This window comes from Pseudomonas sp. ADAK18, from assembly GCF_012935695.1.
In the GTDB taxonomy this organism is placed as follows: Bacteria; Pseudomonadota; Gammaproteobacteria; order Pseudomonadales; family Pseudomonadaceae; genus Aquipseudomonas.
Genome location: NZ_CP052859.1, coordinates 1,962,913 through 1,989,907 on the forward strand (window position 1 = coordinate 1,962,913; position 26,995 = coordinate 1,989,907).

A 26,995-nucleotide genomic window follows, 5' to 3' on the forward strand; every position below is an offset into this window, starting at 1 on the left:
TTACAGGCAGTGATGTTCATATTGGCTCTCTTTGGCGTTTCGTCCGCCTTTTGCGAGGAAGTGCAGAGTTCGCTGTTCTTGCCTGGGGAAAAATGGTTCGTGGTTCACGAGGAAATACCCGGGCAAGTACCGCAGGCGGGTGGCATTCTGTGGCGCTATGGGGCAGGGGCCAAAACGCTTGAGAGGTGTGACTGTGATCTATGATGTCGTGATTGCCGGTGCCGGCCCGGTCGGTTTGTTTCTCGCCTGTGAGCTGCGCCTCGCCAAGCGGTCGGTGTTGGTGTTGGAGCAAGCCGAGGATCCGCATTCCCCGTTGAAGCGGCTGCCATTCGGCATGCGCGGTCTTTGGACGCCTACCCTCGAGGCCTTCTACCGTCGTGGGATGTTGGATGACCTTGCGATGTCGCAACCCGTGAAAGTGGACTCGGGCAGTCGCGCACAACCGGCACGCGGCCCGGCCGGTCATTTCGCTGGCATTGTGTTCGACCACGACCTTATCGACACTTCGCAATGGCCCTATTATTTGCCAGGCTCCCATGTGACCCATATGGCCTGTGATATGGAGCAGATTGAATCCGTCCTGGCTGCTCGCGCTGGTGCGATGGGGGTCGAGATCAGGCGTGGCCTGGGGGTTGAAGCGTTCGAGCAATTGGACACGGACGTGGTCATCCGCGCCGGTGGTGAGACGTTCCGCGCACGCTGGCTCGTGGGGTGTGATGGCGGTCGCAGTACGGTACGTAAGGTCGGCGGTTTTGAATTTCTTGGCACCGATCCGGAGTTCACCGGCTATTCCGTTCAAGTCGAGATGGCCGACCCTGAGAAACTCCGCCCGGGCCGCCACTACACGCCCATGGGCATGTATTCCCTGACGCCGCCCGGGACCCTCGCCATGGTCGATTTCGACGGTGGGGCTTTCCATCGAACGCAGCCGATCACGCTCGAACACGTGCAGACGGTGTTGCACCGTATCGCCGGCGTCGATGTCAGCTTGACGGCGCTCAAGCAGGCCAGTACCTGGACCGATCGCGCCTGCCAGGCGACGACCTACCGCAAAGGGCGGGTGCTGCTCGCTGGCGATGCCGCGCATATCCATTCCCCTTTGGGCGGCCAAGGGCTCAACCTCGGGTTTGGCGATGCGATGAACCTGGGCTGGAAGCTGACGGCTACGCTGCGTGGCGATGCTCCGCCCGGTCTGCTGGACAGCTATTCAAACGAGCGCTGTCCTGTGGGCGCACAAGTCCTTGACTGGTCACGCGCCCAAGTTGCGCTGATGCGGCCGAGCCGCAATTCGCGGGCGCTTGAAGCCATCATCCGTGACCTAATCGACACGCGCGACGGCGCCACCTACTTTGCCGAGCGTGTGTGGGGTATTTCCTTGCGCTATGACTTGGGCAGCAGCCACCCACTGGTCGGCCGCAGCGCGTCCGACTTCGCGCTGGAGGACGGGACGAAGCTGGGCGAACGGCTGAGGGCGGGGAGAGCGCTGTTGCTGGATTTCGACAGCAGCGCGCCGCTTCAAGCGTTGGTGAACCAATGGAGTGATCGGATTACCTATGTCGCCAGTGATGCCAAGGAGCGGCTGGGATTGAGCGCACTGCTTGTAAGGCCGGATGGCATTGTTGCCTGGGTGAGTGAGGCGGATGCTGATCTTGAGGCAGTTGCCGAAGTGGCAGCGCGATGGTTCGGTGAACCGGTGTGAGGTGCTACGGATTTGTAGGCACCTCCATGCCATCAAGTGACCGAAAGCGAGTGTATGTCGTTTATTTAACTGGAAGATTGGCAAAGTAATCGACATCCAGCAGATAGGTTTTACCCAGCAACTTTCCCGCACCGTACCAAGGCGTTCGGTTGAAACTCAGGTTCAGCCCGTCGTATCCGAACTCAAAAAGATAGCCGTTGTTGCTGGTGAACTTGAAGTCGCTGTCGGAGTACTCAACCAGCGTGTACTGGACATTCTGCCCCTGCGCATAGAGTTCCTTGACCCGCTGTAGATACAGGGGGGCGATGTCGGCGAACTGTGTTTTGGCCTGTTGATTGTATTGCTCCAGCGTCAGGCCCGGGGTCTTCTCCAGTCGGGTGGCAATCAGCGCAAAGAAATCAGCGTCCGCCTTGGCGACAGCCAATTGTATGCCGAGGAAATAGTTAAGTTTTTGCGGGTCGACGTTCAGCTTTTTCTTGCCCGAAGCGGGCGCGGTGGTTGCCTCGACCATGAACTCAGCGGTTTTTGGCACGCTCATCACTGAGGTGGCGATGTAGGCCGCACACGCGGTGACGCGCCGCGATACATCCGGGTCAACCAGCAATGACAGCGGGTGGCCTTGTTGAGGTACCCGGCTCAGGTCAATGCCTTGCTGCAAAAGGTTCTGGGCCACTTGTTGTTGAGTGCTTTCGCCCCGAGCCAGCGCACACACCTGATTCATCATCAATTCATTGCGCTGGCCGTCGGGCATCGGCACCAGCGCCATGACGGCACCCTGAATAATCGGGAGTGCCGGCAGTGCTACGCCTTGCGAGGTTTTCGCGGCGGCGGTGTGAGCACTGTTATCGCAGCCGACAAGCAATACCAGAGGGAGGATCCAGCCAGACATTTTGAACAACGCCATAGGGTATTAGCCTTGTGCTGATGTGGAAAAGACAGGCTGCACGGGTGCAGCCTGTTCGTCAGGTACTAAGCAACGCGCTCACTTACCACTGGTAGCCGACGCCAACGCCAATCCCCGCATCGCCCTGGGTGTTGGTGGTGGCCTGGAGTTTGCTGACCCAGCGGCCGTTATCGGAGATTCTCGACACGCCAAATGACAGCGCTGATTGCCCGCGATAGTTGGCTGCTGCGATTGACGTCATGCTCGCTCCAGGTGAGTAGGGTTGTGGCAGGCTCGCCATTGCCATGGCACCGGCAATCCCCGCGCTCAAGGTGTCGTCCTGTTTCTTCAGGTCGCGCTTGAGTTCGGAGTAACGCTGGTCAGTGTAGGCGTTAGCGTTGTTGGTGATGTTCGACACGCTTTTATTGAGCTGATCGAAGTTCACCGCGTCAGTACCTTGGGTGGCGGCGGCCACATTGGTGATCTGTCGTTCGCTGCCCACTGCGCCGACCGAGACGCTGTTGTCACGGCTCGCCACCGAGTTGGCACCCAGTGCCGTGCTGTTGCTCCCTGTGGCGCTGGCGCCGTTACCCATGGCCACCGAATTCGCTCCGGAAGCCTTGGCATTGGTGCCGACTGCTGCGCTGTTGTTGCCGGAAGCCACCGAGCCGGCACCACCGGCCACCGCATTGGTACCGGTGGCGGAAGGTTTGGCGGCGGTACTGGTGTTGTTCACCTGGAACATGCCGTCGGTACCGTTCTGTACCTTGGAGACATTGCCTTCGACCTGAGTGACACGGTTATCCACGGCCGTGATGTTGCCCGCGATGTTATTGACGTTGGTGTTGATGGTGTTCAGCGAGTTGTCGGTGTACTGCTTGGACTCGGCCACCGCGCCATCAAGTTGCCGTACGTTGACCGCATCGGTAGCCTGCCGGCCATCGGCAACGTTGCTGACCGTGCGGGTCTGGCCCGTGGCGGCATTGCCCACCGAAACAGTGCCCACGCTGGCGTTACTGGCGTTGGAGTATTTGCCGGTGTAGTTCTCGGCACCGCGGCCGTTGTCGCTTGAGCCTTGACCAACGGCTACGCTGCCATCGGCACTGGCCGTGGCGCCATTGCCCACCGCCACAGCCCCGGCGCCGGTTGCCTGCGCACCGTTGCCTGAGGCCACCGACGCAGTGCCCGAGGCCTGCGCGCCGTTGCCCGAAGCCACGGCCCCAGTGCCCGAGGCGCTGGCATTGCCGCCGATCGCCACCGAGTCGGCACCGCCGGCCACCGAGTCAGGCTGGGTAGAGTTGGCGTGGAAGTACTTCACGCCGCCGCCGTTGGTAATGTTGTTGATGTTGCCCTCAATGGTCGTGACTCGCCCGCCCAGGTTGGTGATGTTGGTGGTGTTTTGCGCCACCTGGTCACCCACCGCCGTCAGTTGTTCCACGTTCACCGCATCGTTCGGCGCCGAGCCGGCGGCTAGGCCGGTAATCTTGCGATTACCCAGTGCCGTGCCAATGCCCAATTCACCGACCGAGGTCTGCGGCGCGCTGAGACCGTAAGCGCTGTAGCCGCTCTGGGCACCCACCGTAGTGACCGAGTTGGAGCCCAGCGCAATGCTGTTGGCTTGACTGGCCACTGCACCGGCACCGAGTGCCAGCGACTGTGCGCCTTGAGCCTGGGCATCGACACCGATAGCAATACCGGAAGTCGCCAACACCTTGCTATTGCGACCTACTGCAATGCCGTCCGGCGCCGCCTGGTCAACGGTGGCCTGGTTACCGATGCCGATACCGTTGTCACCACTGACCACGGTACCGCCGCCCACGGCGACGGCTTCCAGACCTACCGCCTGGGAGTCCGCGCTGGTCGAATTGGCGTGGAAGTACTTGATGCCCGCACCGTTGGTGATGTTGGTGATGTCACCTTCGATGGTGGTGACCCGCCCGCCAAGGTTAGTGATGCTGGTGGTGTTCTGCGTCACCCGGTCACCGACGGTTGTCAGTTGTGCCACATTCACTGCATCGTTCGGCGCCGAGCCTCCCGCCACGCCAGTGATCTTGCGATCACCCAGTGCAGTACCAATCCCCAATTCGCCGACCGAGGTCTGTGGGGCGCTGAGGCCATAAGCGGTGTAGCCGTTCTGGGCGCCGACCGTGGTGACCGAGCTTGAACCCAGCGCGATGCTCGTGGCGTGGCTGGCCACTGCACCGGCGCCGAGTGCCAGCGACTGTTCACCCTGAGCCTGGGCCTGGGAGCCGATGGCAATGCCGGAGGCCAGCAGCACCTGGGTATCGCGCCCAATCGCGATGCCACCAGCGGCAGCCTGGCCGACGGTGGCCTGGTTACCGATGCCGATGCCGTTATCGCCATTGACCACGGTGGCCGGGCCTACGGCAATCGACTCCTGTCCCACCGACAAGGAGTCCTGCGGGTTAGCCGAGTTGGCGTGGAAGTACATCGTACCGGTGGCGCTGATCGAACCGATTGCGCCGGTCAGTTGGCGTAACGTCACGGCATCCTGGGAACTGGTACCGTCCGCCACGTTGGTGAGTTGCCGGTACGTGCCGGTTTTACCCAGTGACACGGCACCCAGTAAGGTCGCGTCGGAGGTGTCGTAGCGAATGGCACCATTGCCCACTGGGATCAAACCGGTGGAGGGCGCGATGGCACGGTCCGAGACCGAGCCTTGGCCCAGCGCTACACCGCCCAACACTTGCACACTGGTCTGGTTACCCAGGGCCACGCCGCCGGCGGTAGTCGCGGAAGCACCGGCGCCGGCGGCGAAGGATTGCGCGCCACCCGCTACCGATTGTGGACCAATGGCCACGCTGTCGATGCCCGTTGCGGCGCTATCAGCCAAGGTCGAATTGGCATGGAAATACTTGATCCCCGTACCGTTGTTGACGATGTTGTTCACCGAAGTGCCAAGGCCATCGACCGCCGTATTGGTGGCGAACAATTGGCTGCCGTTGACCGCATCGGTGCTGGTGCCCGTGACTTGGCCAGCCGCCACATTGGTGATCTGGCGTTCATTGCCCGCACTGCCCACACTCAAGACGCCTGTCGGTGCGCCTCCCGCATAGGTGTAGGCCGTGCCGTTGACCGTGCCGCCGGTGGTGGCGTTAGCCGCAGCAGTGGTTGCGCCGCTGCCCAGGGCTATCGAGTTGGCGGTGCCTGCCGTGGCCCCGTTGCCCAAGGCCATGGCATTGGTTGCCGTGGCGCTCGCGCTAGGGCCGACGGCCACGCTGTCGGTGCCGGTGGCGGTGCTGTCCGCCAGGGTCGAGTTAGTGTGGAAGTACTTGATGCCTGCGCCGTTGACGATGTTGTTCACCGAAGTGCCAAGGCCATCGACGGCCGTATTGGTGGCGAACAATTGGCTGCCGTTGACCGCATCGGTGCTGGTACCTGTGACTTGGCCGGCCGCCACATTGGTGATCTGGCGTTCATTGCCCGCACTGCCCACACTCAAGACGCCTGTCGGTGCGCCTCCCGCATAGGTGTAGGCCGTGCCGTTGACCGTGCCGCCGGTGGTGGCGTTAGCCGCAGCAGTGGTTGCGCCGCTGCCCAGGGCTATCGAGTTGGCGGTGCCTGCCGTGGCACCGTTGCCCAAGGCCATGGCGTTGGTCGCCGTGGCGCTGGCGCTAGGGCCGACGGCCACACTGTCGGTGCCAGTGGCGGTGCTGTCGGCCAGGGTCGAGTTAGTGTGGAAGTACTTGATGCCTGCGCCGTTGACGATGTTGTTCACCGAAGTGCCAAGGCCATCGACGGCGGTATTTGTCGCAAACAGTTGGCTACCGTTAACCGCATCGGTGCTGGTGCCTGTGACTCGGCCTGCCGCCACGTTGGTGATCTGGCGTTCATTGCCCGCCGATCCCAGGCTGAGCACACCAATCGGTGCGCCGCCAGCATAGGTGAAGGCCGTGCCGTTGATCGTGCCGCCAGTAGTGGCGTTAGCCGCAGCGGTGGTGGCGCCACTGCCCAAGGCCACCGAGTTGGCAGTTCCCGCCGTGGCACCGTTGCCCAGGGCCATGGCGTTGCTTGCTGTAGCACTGGCGGTTGGGCCGACAGCCACACTGTTGATCCCGCTGGCGGTACTGTCGGCCAAGGTCGAGTTAGTGTGGAAGTACTTGATGCCTGAACCGTTGTTGACGATGTTGTTGAGTGTTGTGCCGACGCCATTGACTGCCGTGTTGGTAGCGAACAGCTGGCTGCCGTTAACCGCATCGGTGCTGGTGCCTGTGACTCGGCCTGCCGCCACATTGGTGATCTGGCGTTCATTACCCGCCGTTCCAAGGCTGAGCACACCAATCGGTGCGCCGCCGGCATAGGTGTAGGCCGTGCCGTTGATCGTACCGCCAACGGTGGCGTTAGCCGCAGCGGTGGTGGCGCCGCTGCCCAGGGCTACCGAATTGGCAGTTCCCGCTGTGGCACCGTTGCCCAGGGCCATGGCGTTGGTCGCCGTGGCACTGGCGGTCGGGCCGACAGCCACGCTGTTGGTGCCGGTGGCGGTGCTGTCGGCCAGGGTCGAGTTAGCGTGGAAGTACTTGATGCCTGCACCGTTATTGACGATGTTGTTGACCGAAGTCCCCAGACCGTCGACGGCAGTATTCGTCGCAAACAGCTGGCTGCCGTTAACCGCATCGGTGCTGGTGCCTGTGACTCGGCCGGCCGCCACATTGGTAATCTGGCGTTCATTGCCCGCGGATCCCAAGCTCAGGACACCAATCGGCGCGACGCCGGCATAGCTGTAGGCCGTGCCGTTGATCGTACCGCCGGCGGTGGCGTTGGTCGCCGCCGTGGTGGCGCCGCTGCCCAGGGCCACCGAGTTGGCAGTTCCCGCCGTGGCGCCGTTGCCCAAAGCCATGGCGTTGGTCGCTGTAGCATTGGCAGTCGGGCCGACGGCTACGCTGTTGGTGCCGGTGGCGGTGCTGTCCGCCAGGGTCGAGTTAGCGTGGAAGTATTTGATGCCGGCACCATTGGTCACGATGTTGTTGAGTGTCGTGCCCACGCCATTGACCGCCGTGTTGGTGGCGAACAATTGGCTGCCGTTGACCGCATCGGTGCTGGTGCCCGTGACTTGGCCGGCCGCCACGTTAGTAATTTGCCGTTCATTGCCCGCCGTCCCCAGGCTGAGCACACCAATCGGTGCGCCGCCGGCATAGGTGTAGGCCGTGCCGTTGATCGTACCGCCGGTGGTGGCGTTAGCCGCAGCGGTGGTTGCGCCACTGCCCAGGGCTACTGAGTTGGCAGTTCCCGCTGTGGCACCGCTGCCCAGGGCCGTGGCATTGGTTGCCGTGGCTTTCGCGTTTGGACCGAACGCTGACGAATTGTCGGCATCCGCTGACGCGCTGGTGCCAAAGGACGCGGCATTGAGACCCAGCGCTTCGGCGTTGTAACCCATTGAAGTGGAGTTATCGCCATTAGCCCACGAATCGCGGCCAATCGAAACCGCCCGCTGTCCAAGGGCCTGTGTATTGCTGGCACCAATGGCGATGGCATCCGCGCCGGTTGCGGTGGGCTTGAAGCTGCTGTTCGTTGCCCCCGTGCCCCCGATCGCGATACTGCCGTCGCCTGCCGCTGATGTATTGCCCACCGAGATCGATCGTATGCCGGTCGCCGAAGAGTTGGCGCCCAGGGCCGAGCTTTGGGCGGCAGCGGCGGAGGCGTTGTTGCCGACAGCGGTCGAGGTGGCGCCATTGGAGACGGCCAACGGGCCCACCGCCACACTGTCGACGCCGACAGCGCTTGAGTCGGCGGCGGTCGAATTGGCATGGAAATACTTGATGCCCGCACCGTTGTTCACGATGTTGTTGAGTGTGGTACCGACACCATTGACCGCCGTGTTGGTGGCGAACAACTGGCTGCCATTGACGGCATCGGTGCTGGTACCCGTGACTCGGCCCGCCGCTACGTTAGTGATTTGCCGTTCGTTACCCGCCGTGCCCAGGCTGAGGACGCCAATCGGTGCGCCGCCGGCATAGGTGTAGGCCGTGCCGTTGATCGTACCGCCAACGGTGGCGTTAGCCGCAGCTGTAGTCGCGCCGCTGCCCAGGGCCACCGAGTTGGCGGTTCCCGCCGTGGCGCCGTTGCCCAGAGCCATGGCATTCGTCGCTGTAGCATTGGCAGTCGGACCGACAGCCACGCTGTTGGTGCCGGTGGCGGTGCTGTCGGCCAGGGTCGAGTTAGCGTGGAAGTACTTGATGCCTGCGCCGTTGTTCACGATGTTGTTGAGCGTGGTGCCGACGCCATTGACCGCCGTGTTGGTGGCGAATAGTTGGCTGCCGTTGACGGCATCGGTGCTGGTGCCCGTGACGCGACCTGCCGCCACGTTGGTGACCTGGCGCTCGCTACCCGCGGCGCCGACACTGAGTACCCCGCCAGCCACTGGCGCCGCGCCCGCAAAGTTATAAGTCGTGCCATTGATCGTGGCATTCGCGGTAGGTGTCGAGGCGGCTACTGTGGAGTTGTTGCCCAGTACAACGGCGCCATCCAGCCCCGTCGGTATCGTAATGTTGTTGCCCAGTGCAAAGGCATTGTTAGACACGATCGTGTTGTTGTTACCCAAGGAGTACGAGTTAGCCCCCGACACCGTGCTCGGGTCACCAATGGCGCCCGAATTATTGCCGCTGACCGTATTGCCAAGGCCGATACTGATGCTTGCAGTCCCCGTCGCCTTGGCGTCTCGACCCACAGCGATTGCGTTGGCGGCAGCGCTGGCACCATCGCCTGCAGCCACCCCATAGGTGCCCGTGGCGGAACTGCCGCGCCCAAGAGCGATGCCGGAGGTTGCTCCCGTCGCCACGGTAGACTGGCCGCCGATTGCGATGCTATCGGCCGCATTGGCTTGAGCCCCTCGTTGACTATTGCTGCCGATGGCAGTCGAGCCATTGCCTGTGGCAATTGTAGAGTTGGCCGGTGTCAACGCGGTTGTACCGTCACCACCCGCCCCACCAATCGCGACAGTGTTAATACCGCGTGCCTGGGCACCGAAACCTAACGCTGTGCTGCCGATACCCGTCGCGGTGCTGGACAGCCCATACGCCGACGCCCATTGGCCTGCCAATGCGGAAAAGCCAAACGCGGCGCCTCCCTGCGCGGTTGCTTGGGCAAAAGTACCGAAAACGGAAACAGACGATTGCCCATTACCACTGGCGTTGCACCCCAAGACATTTGAATACGTTCCAGAGCCATCCACAGGGCCCACAGTCGTTGGTCCCGTCGTGACTTGACCGATCTGGACATTCCCGCCCCCTGAAACACAGGTTCCAGCGGGAGGATAGGCTGATGCTTCAACCGTTTGAAAGCAGCCAGCTGCCAGGAAAACCAACGCCGACGTGGCGGTGATGCACTCTTTTCGCAGCACTGTGTTTTTCGTTTTTTTGCCCTTTCTCTCCGGTATTGATAAGCCTGGTGAATGATCAGAATTAACAATAAAAGGTATTGTTTCTTTCATCTTAATATCGCCCCTATATCATCGATCAACAAGAACATGCATAGGCAAACGGCCCATCCATTGTTGTGAACAAGGCGTAATCATCTGTTTGTTTCGTGTCTTCGAGTCGCACACTCAAGCCTGATAAAAGGGCATAAAACGCTTATGCGTACTTACAGTCTCGCACTGCACTTCGAACCACACATCAGTTTGATTAGAGGTCTAGTTCTTACAATAAAACTCGGAGGTGAGTAACCGATCGCCATTTTCTGGCGTAAAGGTCTTCAAGTGGTATCAAACCCGCAGAAAAAGGCGTAGTCCAAGCTCATTTTGTTTTGCAAGCCATTGAATATAAATGTATTTATTTCGATTGTTTTCGGTGCGTGAGCGGCCATTTCCCGGACCGTAGTCCCTTTGCCGGAACATAACGGGCAACCGTCGTCGCGAAGGTTATTCACCAACACTCCATGTAAGGTAGTTGCAGCAACCATGACAATTCCTTGGCGTCAAAAAAATAAAGCCATTTGAAAACAACAGGTTGTTAGCCTGTTGCTAACCGTAGCAAGAGTCTGGCGCGCGGTTGTATCTTTTTGCTATAAGGACGCTGATTAAATGATATTAGCAGGGCTTTAGTTTTCTGTTTTTGTTTGTGGCGGAATTTTCAGGAAAATTGGTATTAATTATAAAGGTGTGCTTTTGCTGTTTTCGGAACACGCTTGATGTCTACTGTTTAAAAGTATAGTTAGTGCAGCGCCTGCTCATCCAGATAGTTACTCAGACACTCGATAAATGCCTGGTGCTTGCGGGTGTGGCGCCGGTGTTCAGGGTAGATGACATGGATTTTTGCTCCGAACTGATCCGGGTCAGTCTCTATATCAGGGAGTAGTTGCACCAGTTCACCGCGTTTTAGATAAGGGACGGCACTCCACTGCGGACACAACTGCAAGCCCATGCCTGCCAGGAGGGCCGCGAACAGGAAGTCATAATTGTCGCTCGCCAGGCGAGGTGCTGGCTGCGATATGCGCTGACGTTCTCCTTCATGGGTAAACCACCAGTAATGAGGGTTAAGTGCCGGGTGTCGAAAAACCAGCCAGTCGTGCTGATCGAATGTGTGCGGCAGCACCTCCAGTGGCTTGCGTTGCAGGTAAGCGGGGCTGGCGCACAGCAGGATGCGGTTTGCGGTCAGTGGCCGCGCGATCAGGTCGGGCAATTCGACAGGCCCGTCGCGTACCGCCAGGTCGTAGCTGCCCTCGACAAGGTCCACGAGTTCATCGGTCAGGTCGACCTCGAGGCGCATCAGCGGATACTGCTCGAGAAAGCGACAGCACGCGGCATTGAGAAAAGCCGGAGCGAAGGAGGGTGGGGCGACCACGCGCAAGGTGCCGCACATCTCCTGCTGCAGCTGATCAATATCTTCTCGCGCCTGCTGAAGCTCAATCAGCACCTGTCGAGCGCTTGCCAGATAGAGATGCCCGGCTTCGGTCAGGGCAATCCGGCGTGTGGAGCGCTCGAACAGACGTGTTCCCAGTTCCGCCTCAAGGTGGGTCACGGCTCTGGTCAGGGCCGAAGTCGTTTTGCCCAGATAGGCAGCTGCACGGGTGAAACTGCCGTGGTGTGCGGTGGCCACGAACATGGTGATGGCGCCAAGCTGATCCATGCGCTTTTTCCTTTTGGGAAAGTATGTGTTTCTGCCATCAAGTATTCTTAACATCACCTGACTTGGCTAGTCTCTCGAACACTCGAATAAAAAGGTGTTGGGGCTATGAAGAACGTTCTCAGGGCGACGCTGGCAATGGCGGTGGCTTTTTCATCAATGGAAAGCATGGCGGCGGCCGATCTGCTCTTGTACAACGGCAAGGTGTTCACCGCCGAGCCGGGGCAGGCGCTGCAACAGGCCGTTGCGGTGCTCGATGGCCGGATCGTCAAGGTCGGTAGCGACGCCGAGGTGCTTGCGCTGAAAGAAGCCGGCACGCAGGTGATCGATTTGCAGGGCAAGGTGTTGATGCCCGGCTTCATCGACAGCCATAGCCATGCGATCTTTGGCGGGGTGAAACTCAAGTCGGCCGATCTTGAATCGCAGATGCTGCCCTTCGACGAGCTGGATCGACGGTTGCGCGCGTGGCGAGATGACGGCAAGGCTCGCCATGGAGACATGCTCAGTGTCGGCGGCTTCCCGTCGACCTACTGGAGCCAATTGGCCGAACTTGAGAAACGCTTCAACCAGGGTGAATGGGCTGATACGCCGATTGCTTTCATCGGTTGGGACTACCACACCGGCTGGGCCAACAAGGCGATGCTCAAGCGCGCAGGCATTGACGCCGAACGGATCAAGTCGCTCAAGGGCGAAGCCGTAGCGACCATCGGCCATCATGCGGACGGCACCCCAAACGGTTTCGTGGCAGACGCCGGATTGTCTGCGGTGGAGTCTCAGCTTCCTGCTCCAACCTTTGACCAGTTGCTGGATGCAGGCCGGGCGGCGCGTGATCTGAATCACCGTTTGGGCATTACCGCCCTCATGGACCCGGCGGCCAATGCGATGCCAGGCGATGCGGTATTTGATTTCAAACCTACCGCGCAAACGGTGGGGGTCTTGCCCGTCTATAAAGCGTTGTCGGACAAGGGCGAGCTGCAATTGCGGGTGGCCGCGTTAATGGTCGCCAACCCCAAGAGCAAGCCTGTCGATCTGGAGGTGCTGGATCAAGTCAGAAAGCAGTTCTCCGGTGTCGACAACCTCAGCCTGCCAGGCATCAAGATCTTTGCCGATGGTGTCGCCGAGGTCCCGGCGCAAACCGCGTCCTTGCTCGAACCCTACAAGAACTCAAAAAAAGCCGGAGAGTTGTTGATCGACCCTGCGCATTTCGGTGAGCTGGTCAGCGCCGCCGATGCGCGTGGCTGGCTGGTGCATGTGCATGCGATTGGTGACCGTGCGGTACGCGAGTCGCTCAATGGCATCGAGCAGGCACGCCGTGACAGGCAAAGTGGCGTCACCCATTCGATCACCCATCTGCAACTGGTCAACCCCAAGGAATTCGCCCGCTTCAAACCGCTGAATGTGATTGCCTCCATGCAGCTGTATTGGGCCAGTGCAGACGAGACAAGCATCGACTTGCTCAAGCCCTATATCAACGCGATGCAATTCCAGTACATGTATCCGGCGCGCTCGCTGCTGAAAAATGGTGCGACCATTGCGGGTGCCAGCGATTGGCCGGTCAGCACCCCGGAACCGTGGAAAGCCATTTCCCAGGCAATCAGTCGCAAGGGACCCAAGGGTGTGCTGAACAAAGACGAGGGGATCGACCGCGAAACGATGTTCTATGCCTATACCCGCAACGCGGCCCGGGCCATTGGGCTTGAGAAAGAGATTGGCTCGCTCACGCCGGGTAAACAGGCTGACCTGATCGTCCTGGATCGCGATGTATTCAGCGTGGCTGACGAGCAACTGGCCGACACCCAGGTACTCAAGACCTACTTTTCCGGGCGCGAGGTCTATAGTCGCCCCTAGGACTTTGCGAGAGTGGGTGCCCGAGCAATCGATCGGTTCCACCCCCTCCAAAAGCAGACCACCGCAAATCTTGGGATTGATGCGATGAAACCTAGAATCAGTTTGATCACCTTGGCTGTCGATGACCTGAAAAGAGCCGTGCGTTTTTACCAGGAGGGCCTCGGCTTGCCCACCGAAGGCATCGTCGGTGAAGCGTTCGAAAACGGGGCGGTTGCCTTCTTTGACCTGCAGCCGGGTTTTCGACTGGCACTCTGGCCGCGTGTCAGCCTTGCCGCGGACTCGGGTCTGCCGGTGAGCGTTGCGTCTTCAACCGGTATTTGCCTGGCACATAACGTTGCGTCCAGAGATGAAGTCGACCTCGTGATGGCCGAGGTCAAGGCCGCGGGTGGCACTCTCGTCAAACCGGCGAGAGATACTTTCTGGGGAGGGTATGCTGGCTATTTTCAGGACCTCGACATGCACCTCTGGGAGGTGGCCTGGAATCCAGAGATGCTTGCGTAGGCGACGGGGGTGTTCGGCTATGTGTAATAACCGACGGTCAAGACACTTTCAGTGCGCTTAACGACAGTGCATAGGCCGCAGTCATGACCTGCCAAGTGTGCGCATCAGCGGGAATCAGATGCTCGATCCGCAACGACGTCACGGTGATGTCCAGCGGCATGCCGAAGGTCGTGAAGGTCGACAGGAAATTCAACTCGCCTTGCCGGGAATTGATGCGAGTCAGCACCAAGGGCGGCAGATCATTGGCCATGGCGGTGAGGCTGTCCGGAGGCGGCAGTCTTTCCACGAGGCTGGCCAGTGTGGGGTTGCTCAGGGCTTCTCGCGATGCCCGCTGCCAGGCAATATTTCTGATTTCGTCGGCATTGATCAAGTGATCGCCAAGACCTCCAGGCTGCAGCAACGTGACCAGTAGATTCAGCCCTTCGGCCGCGTCTGGCGCCAGCCCTACCAGATCGAACAACACGGCAGTACTGGCATTGGCGGCGAGGACTTCCCACTGGCTGCCCAGCACAATCGCCGGCGCGGGATTGTTGGCGTGAAGCACATGGCTGATGGCGTCTCGAATCGCCTCCATCGACGGTGAAGAGAGCGGGGTGGCTTCGTAGCGCGGGGCATAGCCCGACGCCAGGAACACGCTGTTGCATTGCTCCAGCGGTACCTCCAGCGCCATCAGCAGGTTGTGCAACGTGCCGGGGCTCGGTTTGGCGCGACCTGTCTCGATGCAACTCAGGTGGCGCTGGGAAATTCCGCTGATCAGCGCCAGGTCCAGCTGGCTCAGGCGGGCCTGTCGGCGCAAGTGGCGCAGCTGTGCGCCGGCGGTGCTTGGAGGAGTTGTTCGGAGAAAGGGCTGGGTGCTCATGGTTTGACTCTGGCAGTGCGGGTCAATGACGTCCATGACCTGAGAGGTCATTGAGGGCAAGGCGACGTTATCACTAACGTGCTCGCGTCGATCAGCCACTTTTGTCTCCAAGGAGGAGAAAATGCAACGACCGTATCTCGCCCTCGTTACCCTGGTGGGTTTTTCCCTGTATACGACGTACACGCTGTTGCTGGCAGATCAGTCCCTTATTGCGTTTGGCCTGGAACTCATGTCTCGTCCAGACACCGCGCAAGTGGTCGTCGACCTCTATGTGCTCGCGGTCATGGCTTGCGTCTGGATGTACCGGGATGCTCGCTCGAAAGGACGCTCGCTTGCCTTCATCCTCCCCTACTTGCTGATAACGGCGATCTTCGTCTCGATTGGCCCGCTGCTGTACATCGTGATCAACGGCTTCAGCCGCCAACCCCACACGATGGCAGACGGATGACCGTGTTTGTGTTGGACGTCACCGAAAAATCTACACCGCTTCTGCCTAATGCCGATCAGTTAAGCGAACGCAGGCCTTCAAGACAGAGAAGATCATAGGTGGGAGTTGTCGAGCCCCAGCGAGGCTGCGATGGCGGTGGGTCAGGCAACGTCAATGTTGACTGTGCCGACGTCATCGCAGCCTCGCTGGGGCTCGACAGCCACACGGGATTACGTTCGTTTATCTGACCTTCATTCCTTAACTGACTGGCATTGGGCTGGGTGGCGGGCTCTTGCGTATGACACCTTGTGTCATATACGATCTGTGGTGTTATGCATCAGCCACCGAGGAATTCCAATGAAAGTTCATTTCATCGTTCACGAAGCCTTTGAGAATCCCGGCGCCTATGAGAAGTGGGTCAAAGCGCGCGGATATGAAGCCAGCTATTCCCGTGTCTATGAGGGTACAGGCTTGCCCGGTAACGTCGACAATATCGACCTTCTGGTCATCCTCGGTGGCCCGCAGTCTCCCGCCACTACCCAGCAGGAATGCCCCCACTTTGACGCCGCTGCCGAATGTGTCTTGATCGCCAAAGCAGTCAAGGCGCAAAAGGCTGTGGTAGGTGTGTGTCTTGGCGCTCAACTGGTCGGTGAGGCCTTGGGGGCCAGGTTCGGTCACAGCCCTGAGAAAGAGATCGGCAAGTACCCGATTACGCTGACCTCGGAGGGTAAAACCAACGACAAGGTTGCGGACTTTGGCGACGTCCTGGATGTCGGTCATTGGCATAACGACATGCCCGGCCTGACTGACACCGCGAAGGTCCTGGCCTACAGCGAAGGCTGCCCAAGGCAGATCATTGAGTACAGCCCGCTCGTGTATGGTTTTCAGTGCCATATGGAGTTCACTCGCGACGTCGTGGAGTCGCTCATCTCTGCATCCGAGAGCGAGCTGGCCGCTGCGACAGGCCGTCGTTTTGTTCAGCAATCGGCGGCGCTACTTGCCAACGACTATGACGAAATGAACCAGAAACTCTTTGGGTTTCTGGATAAGTTAGTAGCGGACTACAGCCTGCAATAACGTCGTCCGCTCAAGCACGTCGCGCCATCAACAACACCGTCGCTGCCGCCGACAACAACCCGGCGCAGCAGCGATTGAATATCCGCTTGCCCCGAGGCTGCGCAAACCAGCGGCGCATATGCAGGCCCATGTAGGCGTAGGCGCTGATGGCGATCCATTCCAGGGCCAGGAACATCGCGCCGAGCAGGGCAAATTGCGGGGTGATGGGCTGTGCAGGATCGACGAACTGCGGTAGGAAGGCGGTGAAGATCAGGATTGCTTTTGGGTTGCCCGCCGCTACCAGAAACTCCTGCCGTGACAACGCCCACAGTCCAACCTTGGCCGCCGCCGATTCGGCCTCTGCCTGCGGATTGGCACGCCACAGCTGATACGCCAGATAAAACAGATACGCCGCCCCAAGAATCTTGATCCCGTAGAACAGCAACTCCGAGGTTTGCAACACCACCGCCAGCCCGGCGGAGGCGAGGGCGATCATGCCGGCGAAGGCCAGCAGGCGACCGACACCGGCCAGGCACGAGGTGCGGTAGCCGTAGCGGGTGGAGTTGCTGACGGACAACAGGTTGTTGGGGCCGGGCGCCATGTTCAGGGCGAAGCAGGCCGGGAGGAAAAGGGTGAGGGTGGCGAGGTCCATGAACGGCTCCGGAAGGGCGGACGGGGAGCCTTAAACTGCCATCATCGGAAAGCTGGGGGCAAGCTCTATATTGCTCATCATCAGGCCTGCTTGAACCTGGCTTGACCTTCCTCTGAGCGGATACCGCCGAATGATTCGCCTAGCTATGTGCTGCCAGGCGTCGGGGGTAGGTAAAGCACTCATTGGGCGCGATCACCGCGTCCAGTGTCGTGGCGTTTGGAATAGGAGGCCCCCATCAGATAGAAGCATCCGCCCGCCACGATAAACGCTGCGAGCATATAGAACATGAAATGCGCCGGCTGCGATGCCAGGGCAAATCCGCACAACACCGGTCCCAGTGCTCCGCCGAGGTTGGACAGGTTTTGCGCGCCGTAATACATGCCGCGCAAGTGGTCTGGCGCGATGCGGTCGATGAACATGTACTCGGCCGGGAAGACGATGATTTCGCCTAGGGTGAATATCGCCACTGCCAACGCCCAATGCAGCACGCTGGTGGACAACGCAAAACCGACGACGCCCAGCAGAAACAGGCTGAAGCCCGCCGTCAGCCATTGATTCAAATGCTCATTGGTAATGCGCTTGCCCACGATGTACTGCAGGCAGATCACCACCGTCGCATTAACCGCCACCACCGAGCTGATGACCTGGTAGGTAAATTCCGGTGTGCTTGTGGTCACTAGGTATTGCGAGATGTAGCCGGTGAACTGGCCGAACGCCACAGCGCTCAACGCGCCGCCAACCGTGAAGCAGACCAGGCGATAGTCCTTGAGCAGAATGCGCCCCACCGCGACGAACGATACCGGGGCATTGGCCGGGTCAGCGGAACTGAGGGTCCTGTCGCCCCAGACCATATAAGTCAGGAAGTAGCTCATGCCCAGGATCGCTGACATCAAGAACGGCAGTTTCATATTCATGTGCGCGAGCCCAGCGCCAATGAACGGCCCCACTGCGTAACCAATGTTGATCAGTGTGTAGCGTACCGAAAACACTTTGCCGCGTTCGGCTTCCGGCAGCAGTTTGCCAAACGCGGCCTTGACCACAATATCGATCACTGAATAGGCGAAATTGAATGCCACCAGAAACAGGAAAAACAGCCACAGCTGCCGCGTGACGCACATGCCGATGAAGCCTACGGTGAAAAACCCCGTGAAGCTCAGGATCAATCGATAGCTGGAGATTTTGTCAGTCAGGTAGCCGCCGTACAGGCTGAGTAACGAGCCGACAAGCATCGCACCACCCACTACCAGACCGATTTCGCTGATGCCCAACGTGAAGTTGGATGACAGATAAATCACCATATACGGCAGGGTAATGGCGCGACCCAGTGTCAGGAACAACGCAGACGACAGCAGCAGATTGACCGAAAACGGGTAGTGTCTGAAGGCAGTGAGCATCCGCGTTGGTTCCTGTAATGAACAGTATCAAGGGCTGAGACACATATGGTTACATGGCCAGCTTTGACTTGACAGCGCGATTTGTTGGCTGGCAGGCCATGCGTGGGATTCCGTGCCATCCTCCATTCCGGTGCTACTGCCAATCCGAGTCAGCAGTAGCGCTTGAGTCGAGCACCGGGTCTTGCTCCCACTCACTGATGAAACCTGCGCCCCAACGCATCCAAGCGCACCGCAATCGGCGGCAAGCGCTCACTGCTCCTGGCCAACGTTTCTACATCCTGCGCCGTACTCTGCGCAATGCTCTGCACCGACTGCAGCCGTCCCACAATCTCCACATTCGCTGTGGATTGCTCGCGGGTGGTCGACACAATCCTTCCATTCAACTGATCAATTTGCGAAATGTCATTGCCCACCGCCTGCAGCATCTGCACCGCCAGTTGGCTGTCTTCCACGCACCGCTCCACCCCTTGTCGGCTAGCGTGCATGGCTTCAACCGCCCGCCGGCTGCCGTGTTGCAACCCTTCAATAATGGTCTTGATCTCCTGGGTAGACACCGCCGTGCGCTGCGCGAGGCTGCGTACCTCATCGGCGACTACGGCAAACCCGCGTCCTTGCTCACCCGCGCGGGCGGCTTCGATGGCGGCGTTGAGGGCCAGTAGGTTGGTCTGGCTGGCGATGCTGCTGATGACTTCCAGCACCGAGCCGATTTGTTCGGCTTGCACGGCCAGCCCTTGGACCGTCTCGTTGGTGTCGTGGAGGCGGGTGGCGAGTTGGGTGATTTCCTGTTGGGCGCGGCCGACGCTTTCCTGGCCGCGGATGATTTGCTGGCTGGCTTGGCCCGCGTGTTCGACGGCATGTTCGACGTGTACGGCGATGTGGCCCATGGCGTCTTCCATGCGTTGCATGGAACCGGTCATTTGGGCGATTTCCGCCAGTTGGTGGCGCGCGCCTTTTTCCAGAGTACCGCTGGCGTGGGCAAGTTCCTGGCCGAGTTGGCCGAGGCCGTGGGAGTCGCGGGCGACGCCGTCGATCAGGCCGGTGATCTGAGTGAGAAAGTGGTCGAAGCGGGTGGCGAGGGAGACGTGGATTTTTTCCGGGTCGTCCTTGGCGGCCTCACCGCTGAACTGGGTGGTGACGGCGAGCATTTTTTCGAGCATTTCCTGGCTTTCTACTGCTTCGGTCTGGCTGTGCACGGCGAGGTAGAGCAGGGCGACGGTCTCCATGACCACGTAGAAGGCGTGGACGAAAATCATGTTCCAGCCTCCGTGATGCTCCATCACAAACACAGGGAAACCCTGGTGCTGCAAGGCGTGGAACACCACGTGGTGCACTGCAATGGTGACGGCGGCCACCAGGATGGGCAGCCAGTCGCGGTAGAAGGTCAGCACCGCCAGCAGCGCGAAGATGCCGAAGTGCGATTCGATGACGCCTTGGGTCTGGTTGATGTGCAAGGCAGCCATGACCATCAGGCCAACGCCAAGCGCGCAACGCATCAGGCGTGTGCCGCCGATGACGCGATAGGACAGGGTGAGCACCACGCAGGTGCCGCCTCCCACGAAGAGCGCTTGAAGCAGGGTGTCGTGCCAGAAAGCCAGGCCCAGAGAGAACAGGCCCATCAGCCAGATCAGGGCGAGCATAATGCGGTCGGCTTTGCGGTAGTGCTCGATGAATCGGGCTTGCGCAGGCATTCACTCGTACTCCATGGGGGCTGGCCAAGTTCAAGCAGGCATGCGAGGTGCCACACGCGCATGCGGGGAGCGAATCAGACGTAAGGGAACGCTGATCGATTGATGCAAGAAGGTTATCGGCATCATTGGGACGGGCTTTAGGTCGGTAACGGCCAGAGCAGCCGTTAGACACCTATTAAGCCGAATGGGTAATTGGGTCTCACTGAAAACGTAGTCAATTGAACATCCGGCTCTTGCGATAAAGCCTCACAGGTTCGAGGCTAATTTATAGGGTCTCTCTGCTCAGCCATCACTTCAGATTGCTCTGAAAAAAACTTGCCAGTTTGTCAAAAGGAATGAGGTCGACTCGATCATAAAGGTCAACATGGCCAGCGCCAGCAATGATGACGAGCTCCTTGGGTTGACCCGCGAGCTTGTACGCTTCTTCGCTGAATTCTCTCGAGTGCGCATCGGCTCCGGCGATGAACAGCATCGGACGAGGTGAAATCGTCTCGATGTCATTGAACGGGTAGAAGTTCATGAATTTGATGTTGCTCGTCAGCGTAGGGTGCGTGGTCAACTCTTTGGATGAGCTGGCTGGCGTGTATTCACCGCGCGGTGTGCGATAGAAATCATAGAACTCACGCTGGATCGGGTGAGTATTCTCGTCCAGTTGGTGCACCGTACCGCTGGTGTAGAGGGTTTGACCGCTCGTGAACTCGACATAACGCTGCTGTACCGCTTGTGCGATGGTCTCTTTGCGTTGTTCAAGTGTCTGCGCATGCTTCAGGCCATTGCGATTGGCGGCGCCCATGTCATACATGCTAACCGTTGCGATGGCTTTCATACGTGGGTCGATCTTGGCCGCGCTGATAACGAAGCTACCGCTGCCACAGATGCCGAGTGCACCAATCCGCTCCTTGTCGATAAAAGGCCGGGTACCGAGAAAATCCACCGCCGCGCTGAAGTCCTCGGCATAAATATCCGGCGAGACAGCATTGCGCGGCAACCCTTCGCTTTCGCCCCAGAATGAAAGATCCAGGGACAGTGTCACGAAGCCTTTTTCCGCCATTTTGGTGGCATATAGATTAGCGCTTTGTTCCTTGACCGCGCCCATTGGGTGGCCAACAACAATCGCAGGGCTCCTGGTTTTGGCGTCTGGTTTTTTGGGGATAAACAGATTGCCCGACACGTTCATTTGATACTGATTTTTGAAGTTGACCTTTTGCACGGTCACTTTGTCGCTGGTATAAAAATTATCCGCACCGTTAGACATATCGGCTCCTACTGCTGAGAGTGAACTGACAAGAAGCGTTAATAAAACAATGATCTTTTTCATTGGAATCCCTATCGATGCAAAGTAGTCAGTTTTGGGAAAACATCACTTTCACCGCATGACGACCTAAAACCTGTGCCAGGTTCGCGTTGTCGTCCACGTGCCCAAGGCGGGTGTATGCGTATGTCGATTCAAAGGTCGAATAGAAAATAACCAGGGTGTCCGTGCCATACAGCATCAGATCACCCGTGTGGATCGTTCCCGGTTTGCTTGCATTGGCGGGCAGGGCTTCAGGAAGGCTGGCGTATTTTTCATTGCTATTGAGATCGCTCATGTCCAGCTTCAGTGGCAATAGCGTGGCAAACACACGAGCGGCTGCGTTGTCGGCCAGGGTGATGGCAAAGCGTTGTTCGCCGATGATCATCCACATGCGAGATTTCTCCGTAATCGAAGACGCCGACGCGACATTATTCAGTAGGATGTAACTGCCAAGCACGAAAGCTGAATACAGCAAACCAGGCCAACGAAATGGCCGCTTGCCGCAGCCTTGGCGCTGCTCGGTATTTGCAGCATGCTGAATGCTCCTGGTCATCACCCGTCTCCCGGATCGTTGCGTGGTTCAAGCGGTTCTAGAGGGTGTCGAACGTGACGTCAGTACGGTCACCACTGCACCCAGCAGCAGCACGACTGCGCTAGCGACAAAAGTGCTTTGATAGCCGCGACTATCGAGCAGCAGTCCACCCACGATTGAGCCCAGAGCAATGGCCAGTTGAATCACGGCTACCATCAGGCCGCCGCCAGCCTCGGCATTATTTGGCATGGCCTGTGCAATCCAGCTCCACCAGCCCACCGGGGCCGCAGTCGCCAACAGCCCCCATAAGCCCAGCAGTGCAGCAACGACGATGATCGAGTTGCCAAAAGGGATCAGTGCCAGGGCGATCAAGGCCATCAAGACTGGAATTGCGATCAATGTCCGGAACAGGCTGCGCCTTAGAAATCGGCCGATGGTCAAGGTGCCGATAAAGCCTGCCGCACCGATCACCAGCAAGATCAACGACAACGTGGATACATCGACGCGCGTTACCGTTTCAAGGAAGGGCCGCAGATAGGTGAACAGCGCAAACTGCCCCATGAAGAAGGCCCCGCAGCCGACCATACCCAGCACCACTGATCGATTCTTTAGCAGTTTGAACACGTTCCCGGAGCCCGGTATGCGCGACTGCACCTGCATGGGCGGCAGGCTGATGTACATCCAGACGAGAGCAATCGCCGCGACAGGTACCACACAGAAAAAAGCCCCGCGCCAGCCAATAATCGAGCCCAGATAACTGCCCAGCGGTGCGGCAACTACGGTAGCCAGCGCGTTACCGCCGTTGAAGATGGCCAACGCCCTCGGCACCTGTGCGGCAGGTACCAGGCGCATAGCCGTTGCAGCCGACATCGACCAGAAACCGCCGATGACCACGCCGATAAGCGCCCGGCCGACCAGGTAAGTCTGATAGTCGGGGGCTAGCCCGACGATCGCGCCCGAGAGGGCCATCAACCCGGCCAATGCCAACAGCAGTGTCTTGCGATCGAGGGTTCCGGCAATCCACGAGATCGACAGGCTGGTCAGGACCGCAAATACCCCGGAAATCGCAATGCCTTGCCCGGCCATTCCCTCGGTAACTTGAAAATCAGCCGCCATCGGTGTCAGCAGGCTGACAGGCATAAACTCCGAAGCGATCAGGACGAAAACACAAAGCGTCATTGCAAAGACACCGCTCCAGTAGGCGGGAGCCTCGTTGCTGGTGGAAGAAGTGTCCATCGGGGCCTCACAGTCATTCGTATTCATACAGGAATGATGACGAACGAATACTCACGCGACTAGCTAATGAGTGTTTAACAAGGCTATAAGCTTTACTAATCAATAGCCTTAAAGGCATATCGCACTATGGTCAGAAGAAACCTCAACGATCTGCTGTATTTCGTGACAGTGGCGCGCGAAGGCGGCTTCACCCGCGCCGCCGGGGTGCTGGGTGTTACCCAATCTGCGCTGAGTCAGGCAATCAGCGGTCTGGAAGCACGCCTGCAAATCAGGTTGCTGACGCGCACCACCCGCAGCGTCTCGCCAACCGTCGCAGGCGAGCGGCTACTGCAAGCGATCGGTAATCGCTTCGATGAAATCGAGGCGGAGCTGGATAACTTGACGCAAATGCGCGACAAGCCGGCGGGCACCGTCCGCATCACCTGCGGCGATCATGTTCTGCGTATGACGTTGCTACCCAAACTCACTGCGCTGCTACACGAATATCCGGACATCAACGTTGAGTTCGATGTCAATTACGGCTTCAGGGACATCGTGGCGGATCGTTTTGATGCAGGCGTGCGCCTGGGTGACACCATCGACAAAGACATGATCGCAGTCCCGATAGGCCCACCATTGCGGATGGCTGCCGTCGCCTTGCCAGCGTACTTTGCCACCCGAGGCATTCCAGAAAACCCGCGCGACTTGATGAACCATTGCTGCATCAACCAGCGCATGCAGACATCAGGCGGGCTCTATGTATGGGACTTTGAGCGGCAAGGTAAGCAGGTGAACGTACGCGTAGACGGCCAGCTCATTTTCAACACGTCTAGCCATATCGTGGATGCGACATTGGCCGGGCTGGGCATTGCTTACCTGCCTGAGGAGGAGTTTGAACCGCACCTTCGGGAAGGCAGGCTGATGCGTGTGTTAGAAGATTGGTGCCCACCGTTTTCTGGGTACTATTTGTATTACCCCAGTCGTCGACAACCCTCTCCCGCATTTACGCTGGTTGCCAATGCATTGCGCAAATTAGGGTAGAGGGGACGAACTGATGGTTCAGATGGGCCAGCAGGCGACCGACACCGGCCAGGCACGAAGTGCGATAGCCATAGCCATAGCGGGTGGAGTTGCTGACGGACAGCAAGTTGTTCGGGCCGGGCGCCATGTTCAGGGCGAAGCAGGCGGGGAGGAAGAGGGTGAGGGTGGCAAGCTCCATACGGCTTCGGCTAAGGATAAGGGATGAAGGCCTGACTAGCGCCAATGGCTCAAAGCTGATGTGTCCAAGGCTTGCCACGCTTCCAGATGACGAAGCTGATCTTTCGTCAGCCAGAGTCCTGCGCGTGGGCACAGGGCTTCGGCGGGAAGGGCCAGCAGGTCGCTCAACTTCAGCACGTTGATTGTGCCTCGGTCCCTATCATGCTTGGCGTCCCAGTCGCGCTGAAACAGACGCACCTTCAAGGCCTCGGTATTAAAACCTTCAAACTGTGGTCGATTGCGCAGCCACTGAGGTGAATGCCTCAAGGTTCGCTCCTGCACATCCAACAGCAAGATCTGCCAGGCCCTCCGGCCTGCATGGTCATCGTTGACGTCGGTATGGAGTCGAGTCAGCGCGAGATAGCGTGCATCTTTGGACCAGATCATCGAAGGTGCGAGATCGCTGATGGCGCAACCGGAGGCCGTCAGCAAATGCCCGCCCAGGCGAGGGCTTTGGACGCGCAGCCAACTGTCGGCGTATTCGGTTTCACAGCCGAACAGCCAGGCGGCATCTTTATCCGTAGGGGCTGGCTGGACGAAGTTGCCATCGGCTATGGCTGACTGTGGCTGTTTAACCAGGCGCCAGTCGGGCAGGGCGGTCAGGCCTTGTGGGCTGACGTTCAGCTCGCACCACTCATAGTAAAGTCGCGAGTCCGGTCGATGCTGCGAGAATGCAGCGCCATCGCTCGCCTCCGGTGGCGACTGGTCGAAGCGTTGCAATGGACTGCTTTGCCGATCCTGATCCAGGCGACCTCGAATCACTGCCACGCTCAGTCTCGGGCCACGAAAATCCAACAATCGTGCAACCAGCAGTGGAGGGCTGCTCATCAACTGGCGTTCCTGTGCGTCGACCACCACCACATGACCGGCTGTGGCGGGCGGCAGGGTAAACGGTATCAAGGCGATGTAACGGCCAACGTTCGACACTCGATGATCGAGTAGCCAAACACCCGGCAGCTCCCAGTCCGCAATCCGGCAGGTATAACCGCCGAGCCCAAGGCTATTGTCTTGCTGCCAGGTAAATTGCGCCCGGGTTTTACCCGCCAAAGGTGCCGACTCGACCCTCGTCGCGCCTCGCTGCCCATCACCCGCCAGCGGCACGGCCAACCGCACGCGAGTCAGCTGCCGCTGCGCGACCTGCATCCGGCCGTTCGCATCATGGCCAACCTGAGACTCACAGTCGCTGTGGACGCGGTGCAAGCTGTAACCATAACGACCGCAATCAGGCTGCGGGTATTCGAAGTAGGACGAGAGCCGCAAGCAGTGGTCATCCAGCTCCAGGGGTTCGCTCCAACCCAGGGAGGGCTCACTTTCAGCGGGCACCCATGGGGAAGGCAGTGCTTGCCAGCCTCGGTCTACGTGCCAGAGCCAGTAGTTGAGGGGTTGCTCTGCATCCATCCGTGCGTGGCACGCGAAAGAACGGCCATCGGGATTCCAGATGATTGCGGTGTCAGTCCTGATCAGCAACGCGGTGGGCTGACCGTTCAGGCTGACACGATATTGCGGGTTGCTCAGCGGGTCGCAAGGCTGCGGCAATTCGCGCAAGCTGGCCGGCAGCGCCAGGCTGGCGTCTAAACGTTGCTTGCCATCGGGGGACGTGTACCGGAGCGTTTCGAGGGCAAGGTTTTTTTGCCAGCCACCAGGCTCAAGCCAAAGGTCAACAATGGGTACCAGGCTGACCTTTTCAGCGGTTGTCAGCAGTTGTTCGAGGCTGATCTTCCGTGCGCCATTGTCGACCAGAGGGCTGTAACGCCCAGTCAGGGCGCCGTCGTTAAAGGCGTCCAGCTCCCAGAAATCATCACACGAACACCGGTAGAGCTGACGCAACTGTCGATCCAGAATTACCAACCCCCAGCTTTGGCGCGAGGGCAAAGGCGCGGCGAAATAACGCCCGTCATTGGAGAAACGAGCCGACGATCCAAGGCTCTGGAGCAGCACCCCATCGGGGAACAGGTAATCGCACAGGACGGGGCCGCCCATGGCGATTTCACTGTAGTTGAACACGCGGATGGGCTCGCCCTCGGGCGTTTGCTGGGGTTCGTCTCCACCCCAGGCACTGGCGCCGCCCGAAGACTGCCCCCTCGATGGCGACGACGACTTGGCCTGCTTCTTATCGACCAGGCCAAAACGTTTTTCCAGATGACTGACGCACGCCAGGCCGCAGAACATCACCGCTGCTGCACCCGCGATATCCCAATACGGCGGCAAAGCCCTGCCCAGATTAAAACCCAGGCCTATTGCGGCAGAGGTCATTAACCTGGCAAACCCTTTGCCGGTTGCTTGCCAGCCGGCCCGTGCCGTCAGCCACATCAAGGCAGCACACACCAGCACGACACCCAGTGCCCATAGCAACGGTATTACCGTTACAAGGAAGATCGGGATCAGCAATACGGCGATTTGCCAAAGCAGATCGAGCAATAAGCGCGGCAGGCTTTTTTCGTCAGCACGTTGATCAGAAGAGTTGGGCACCATGACCTCGATAACAGATGGGTGATTTCAAATACACGGGTCTGCGACGATAGGTGTAGCGCTTTTGGACGATCCCGGACCCCATTCAGGGCGAAGCCGGCGAGTGGCGATGTCCATGTAAGCCCCGGTGCGAGGTGGCAG

17 protein-coding genes and 1 pseudogene are annotated in these 26,995 nt (G+C 59.3%); 6 read left to right on the forward strand and 12 right to left on the reverse strand.

Annotated features, from left to right (window positions below; genetic code table 11):
- Nucleotides 1–187 precede the first annotated feature (187 nt).
- On the forward strand, nucleotides 188–1,699 hold the full coding sequence (locus HKK55_RS08865; RefSeq protein WP_237151329.1) for an FAD-dependent monooxygenase: 1,512 nt from the start codon (nucleotides 188–190) through the stop codon (nucleotides 1,697–1,699).
- A 61-nt stretch (nucleotides 1,700–1,760) separates the two neighbouring features.
- Here the strand turns inward: HKK55_RS08865 and HKK55_RS08870 are convergent, their stop codons facing one another.
- From HKK55_RS08870 to HKK55_RS08880, 3 genes are all read right to left on the reverse strand, one after another.
- Nucleotides 1,761–2,603, reverse strand: coding sequence for a hypothetical protein (locus HKK55_RS08870; protein WP_169354306.1), 843 nt, complete (start codon nucleotides 2,601–2,603; stop codon nucleotides 1,761–1,763).
- Nucleotides 2,604–2,685: 82 nt separating this feature from the next.
- Nucleotides 2,686–9,639: a YadA-like family protein gene (locus HKK55_RS29405; protein ID WP_169354307.1), complete on the reverse strand. Its 6,954-nt coding sequence runs from the start codon at nucleotides 9,637–9,639 to the stop codon at nucleotides 2,686–2,688.
- Nucleotides 9,640–10,750: 1,111 nt separating this feature from the next.
- Complete coding sequence (locus HKK55_RS08880; protein WP_169354308.1) at nucleotides 10,751–11,665, reverse strand: LysR family transcriptional regulator; 915 nt, start codon at nucleotides 11,663–11,665, stop codon at nucleotides 10,751–10,753.
- 105 nt (nucleotides 11,666–11,770) lie between these two features.
- Here HKK55_RS08880 and HKK55_RS08885 point away from each other — a divergent pair, with 105 nt between their 5' ends.
- Nucleotides 11,771–13,510: an amidohydrolase gene (locus HKK55_RS08885; protein WP_169354309.1), complete on the forward strand. Its 1,740-nt coding sequence runs from the start codon at nucleotides 11,771–11,773 to the stop codon at nucleotides 13,508–13,510.
- 84 nt (nucleotides 13,511–13,594) lie between these two features.
- Nucleotides 13,595–14,011 carry a VOC family protein gene (locus tag HKK55_RS08890; protein WP_169354310.1) on the forward strand — a complete coding sequence of 139 codons (417 nt, stop codon included), beginning with the start codon at nucleotides 13,595–13,597 and terminating at the stop codon, nucleotides 14,009–14,011.
- Between the two features lie 37 nt (nucleotides 14,012–14,048).
- On the opposite strand, the gene HKK55_RS08895 is transcribed toward HKK55_RS08890, so the two are convergent.
- Nucleotides 14,049–14,870 carry a helix-turn-helix domain-containing protein gene (locus HKK55_RS08895; RefSeq protein WP_237151330.1) on the reverse strand — a complete coding sequence of 274 codons (822 nt, stop codon included), beginning with the start codon at nucleotides 14,868–14,870 and terminating at the stop codon, nucleotides 14,049–14,051.
- Nucleotides 14,871–14,991: 121 nt separating this feature from the next.
- Here HKK55_RS08895 and HKK55_RS08900 point away from each other — a divergent pair, with 121 nt between their 5' ends.
- Both HKK55_RS08900 and HKK55_RS08905 read left to right on the forward strand, forming a co-directional pair.
- Entirely contained in the window at nucleotides 14,992–15,318 is a 327-nt protein-coding gene (locus tag HKK55_RS08900) for a DUF2834 domain-containing protein (protein WP_169354311.1), read from the forward strand.
- A 336-nt stretch (nucleotides 15,319–15,654) separates the two neighbouring features.
- A complete protein-coding gene (locus HKK55_RS08905) occupies nucleotides 15,655–16,374 on the forward strand; it encodes a type 1 glutamine amidotransferase (protein WP_169354312.1) in 720 nt (239 codons plus the stop codon).
- Between the two features lie 10 nt (nucleotides 16,375–16,384).
- On the opposite strand, the gene HKK55_RS08910 is transcribed toward HKK55_RS08905, so the two are convergent.
- The 6 genes from HKK55_RS08910 to HKK55_RS08935 all read right to left on the reverse strand — a co-directional run bounded on the left by HKK55_RS08910 (nucleotide 16,385) and on the right by HKK55_RS08935 (nucleotide 23,149).
- Nucleotides 16,385–17,005 carry a LysE family translocator gene (locus HKK55_RS08910; RefSeq protein WP_169354313.1) on the reverse strand — a complete coding sequence of 207 codons (621 nt, stop codon included), beginning with the start codon at nucleotides 17,003–17,005 and terminating at the stop codon, nucleotides 16,385–16,387.
- Between the two features lie 179 nt (nucleotides 17,006–17,184).
- On the reverse strand, nucleotides 17,185–18,399 hold the full coding sequence (locus HKK55_RS08915) for an MFS transporter (protein WP_169354314.1): 1,215 nt from the start codon (nucleotides 18,397–18,399) through the stop codon (nucleotides 17,185–17,187).
- Nucleotides 18,400–18,590: 191 nt separating this feature from the next.
- Complete coding sequence (locus tag HKK55_RS08920; RefSeq protein WP_169354315.1) at nucleotides 18,591–20,087, reverse strand: methyl-accepting chemotaxis protein; 1,497 nt, start codon at nucleotides 20,085–20,087, stop codon at nucleotides 18,591–18,593.
- Between the two features lie 289 nt (nucleotides 20,088–20,376).
- Nucleotides 20,377–21,405, reverse strand: a complete 1,029-nt coding sequence (locus HKK55_RS08925) for an alpha/beta hydrolase (RefSeq protein WP_169354316.1) — start codon at nucleotides 21,403–21,405, stop codon at nucleotides 20,377–20,379.
- Nucleotides 21,406–21,430: 25 nt separating this feature from the next.
- A complete protein-coding gene (locus HKK55_RS08930) occupies nucleotides 21,431–21,934 on the reverse strand; it encodes a cyclophilin-like fold protein (RefSeq protein WP_169354317.1) in 504 nt (167 codons plus the stop codon).
- Between the two features lie 27 nt (nucleotides 21,935–21,961).
- Nucleotides 21,962–23,149: an MFS transporter gene (locus HKK55_RS08935; RefSeq protein WP_169354318.1), complete on the reverse strand. Its 1,188-nt coding sequence runs from the start codon at nucleotides 23,147–23,149 to the stop codon at nucleotides 21,962–21,964.
- Between the two features lie 126 nt (nucleotides 23,150–23,275).
- Between HKK55_RS08935 and HKK55_RS08940 the strand changes: the two genes are divergently transcribed.
- Complete coding sequence (locus HKK55_RS08940) at nucleotides 23,276–24,169, forward strand: LysR family transcriptional regulator (protein ID WP_169354319.1); 894 nt, start codon at nucleotides 23,276–23,278, stop codon at nucleotides 24,167–24,169.
- Nucleotides 24,170–24,194: 25 nt separating this feature from the next.
- Here HKK55_RS08940 and HKK55_RS08945 read toward each other — a convergent pair.
- Nucleotides 24,195–24,347, reverse strand: a pseudogene (locus HKK55_RS08945) (LysE family translocator); the annotation flags it as partial.
- Between the two features lie 35 nt (nucleotides 24,348–24,382).
- Nucleotides 24,383–26,857: a hypothetical protein gene (locus HKK55_RS08950; protein ID WP_169354320.1), complete on the reverse strand. Its 2,475-nt coding sequence runs from the start codon at nucleotides 26,855–26,857 to the stop codon at nucleotides 24,383–24,385.
- Nucleotides 26,858–26,995 lie beyond the last annotated feature (138 nt).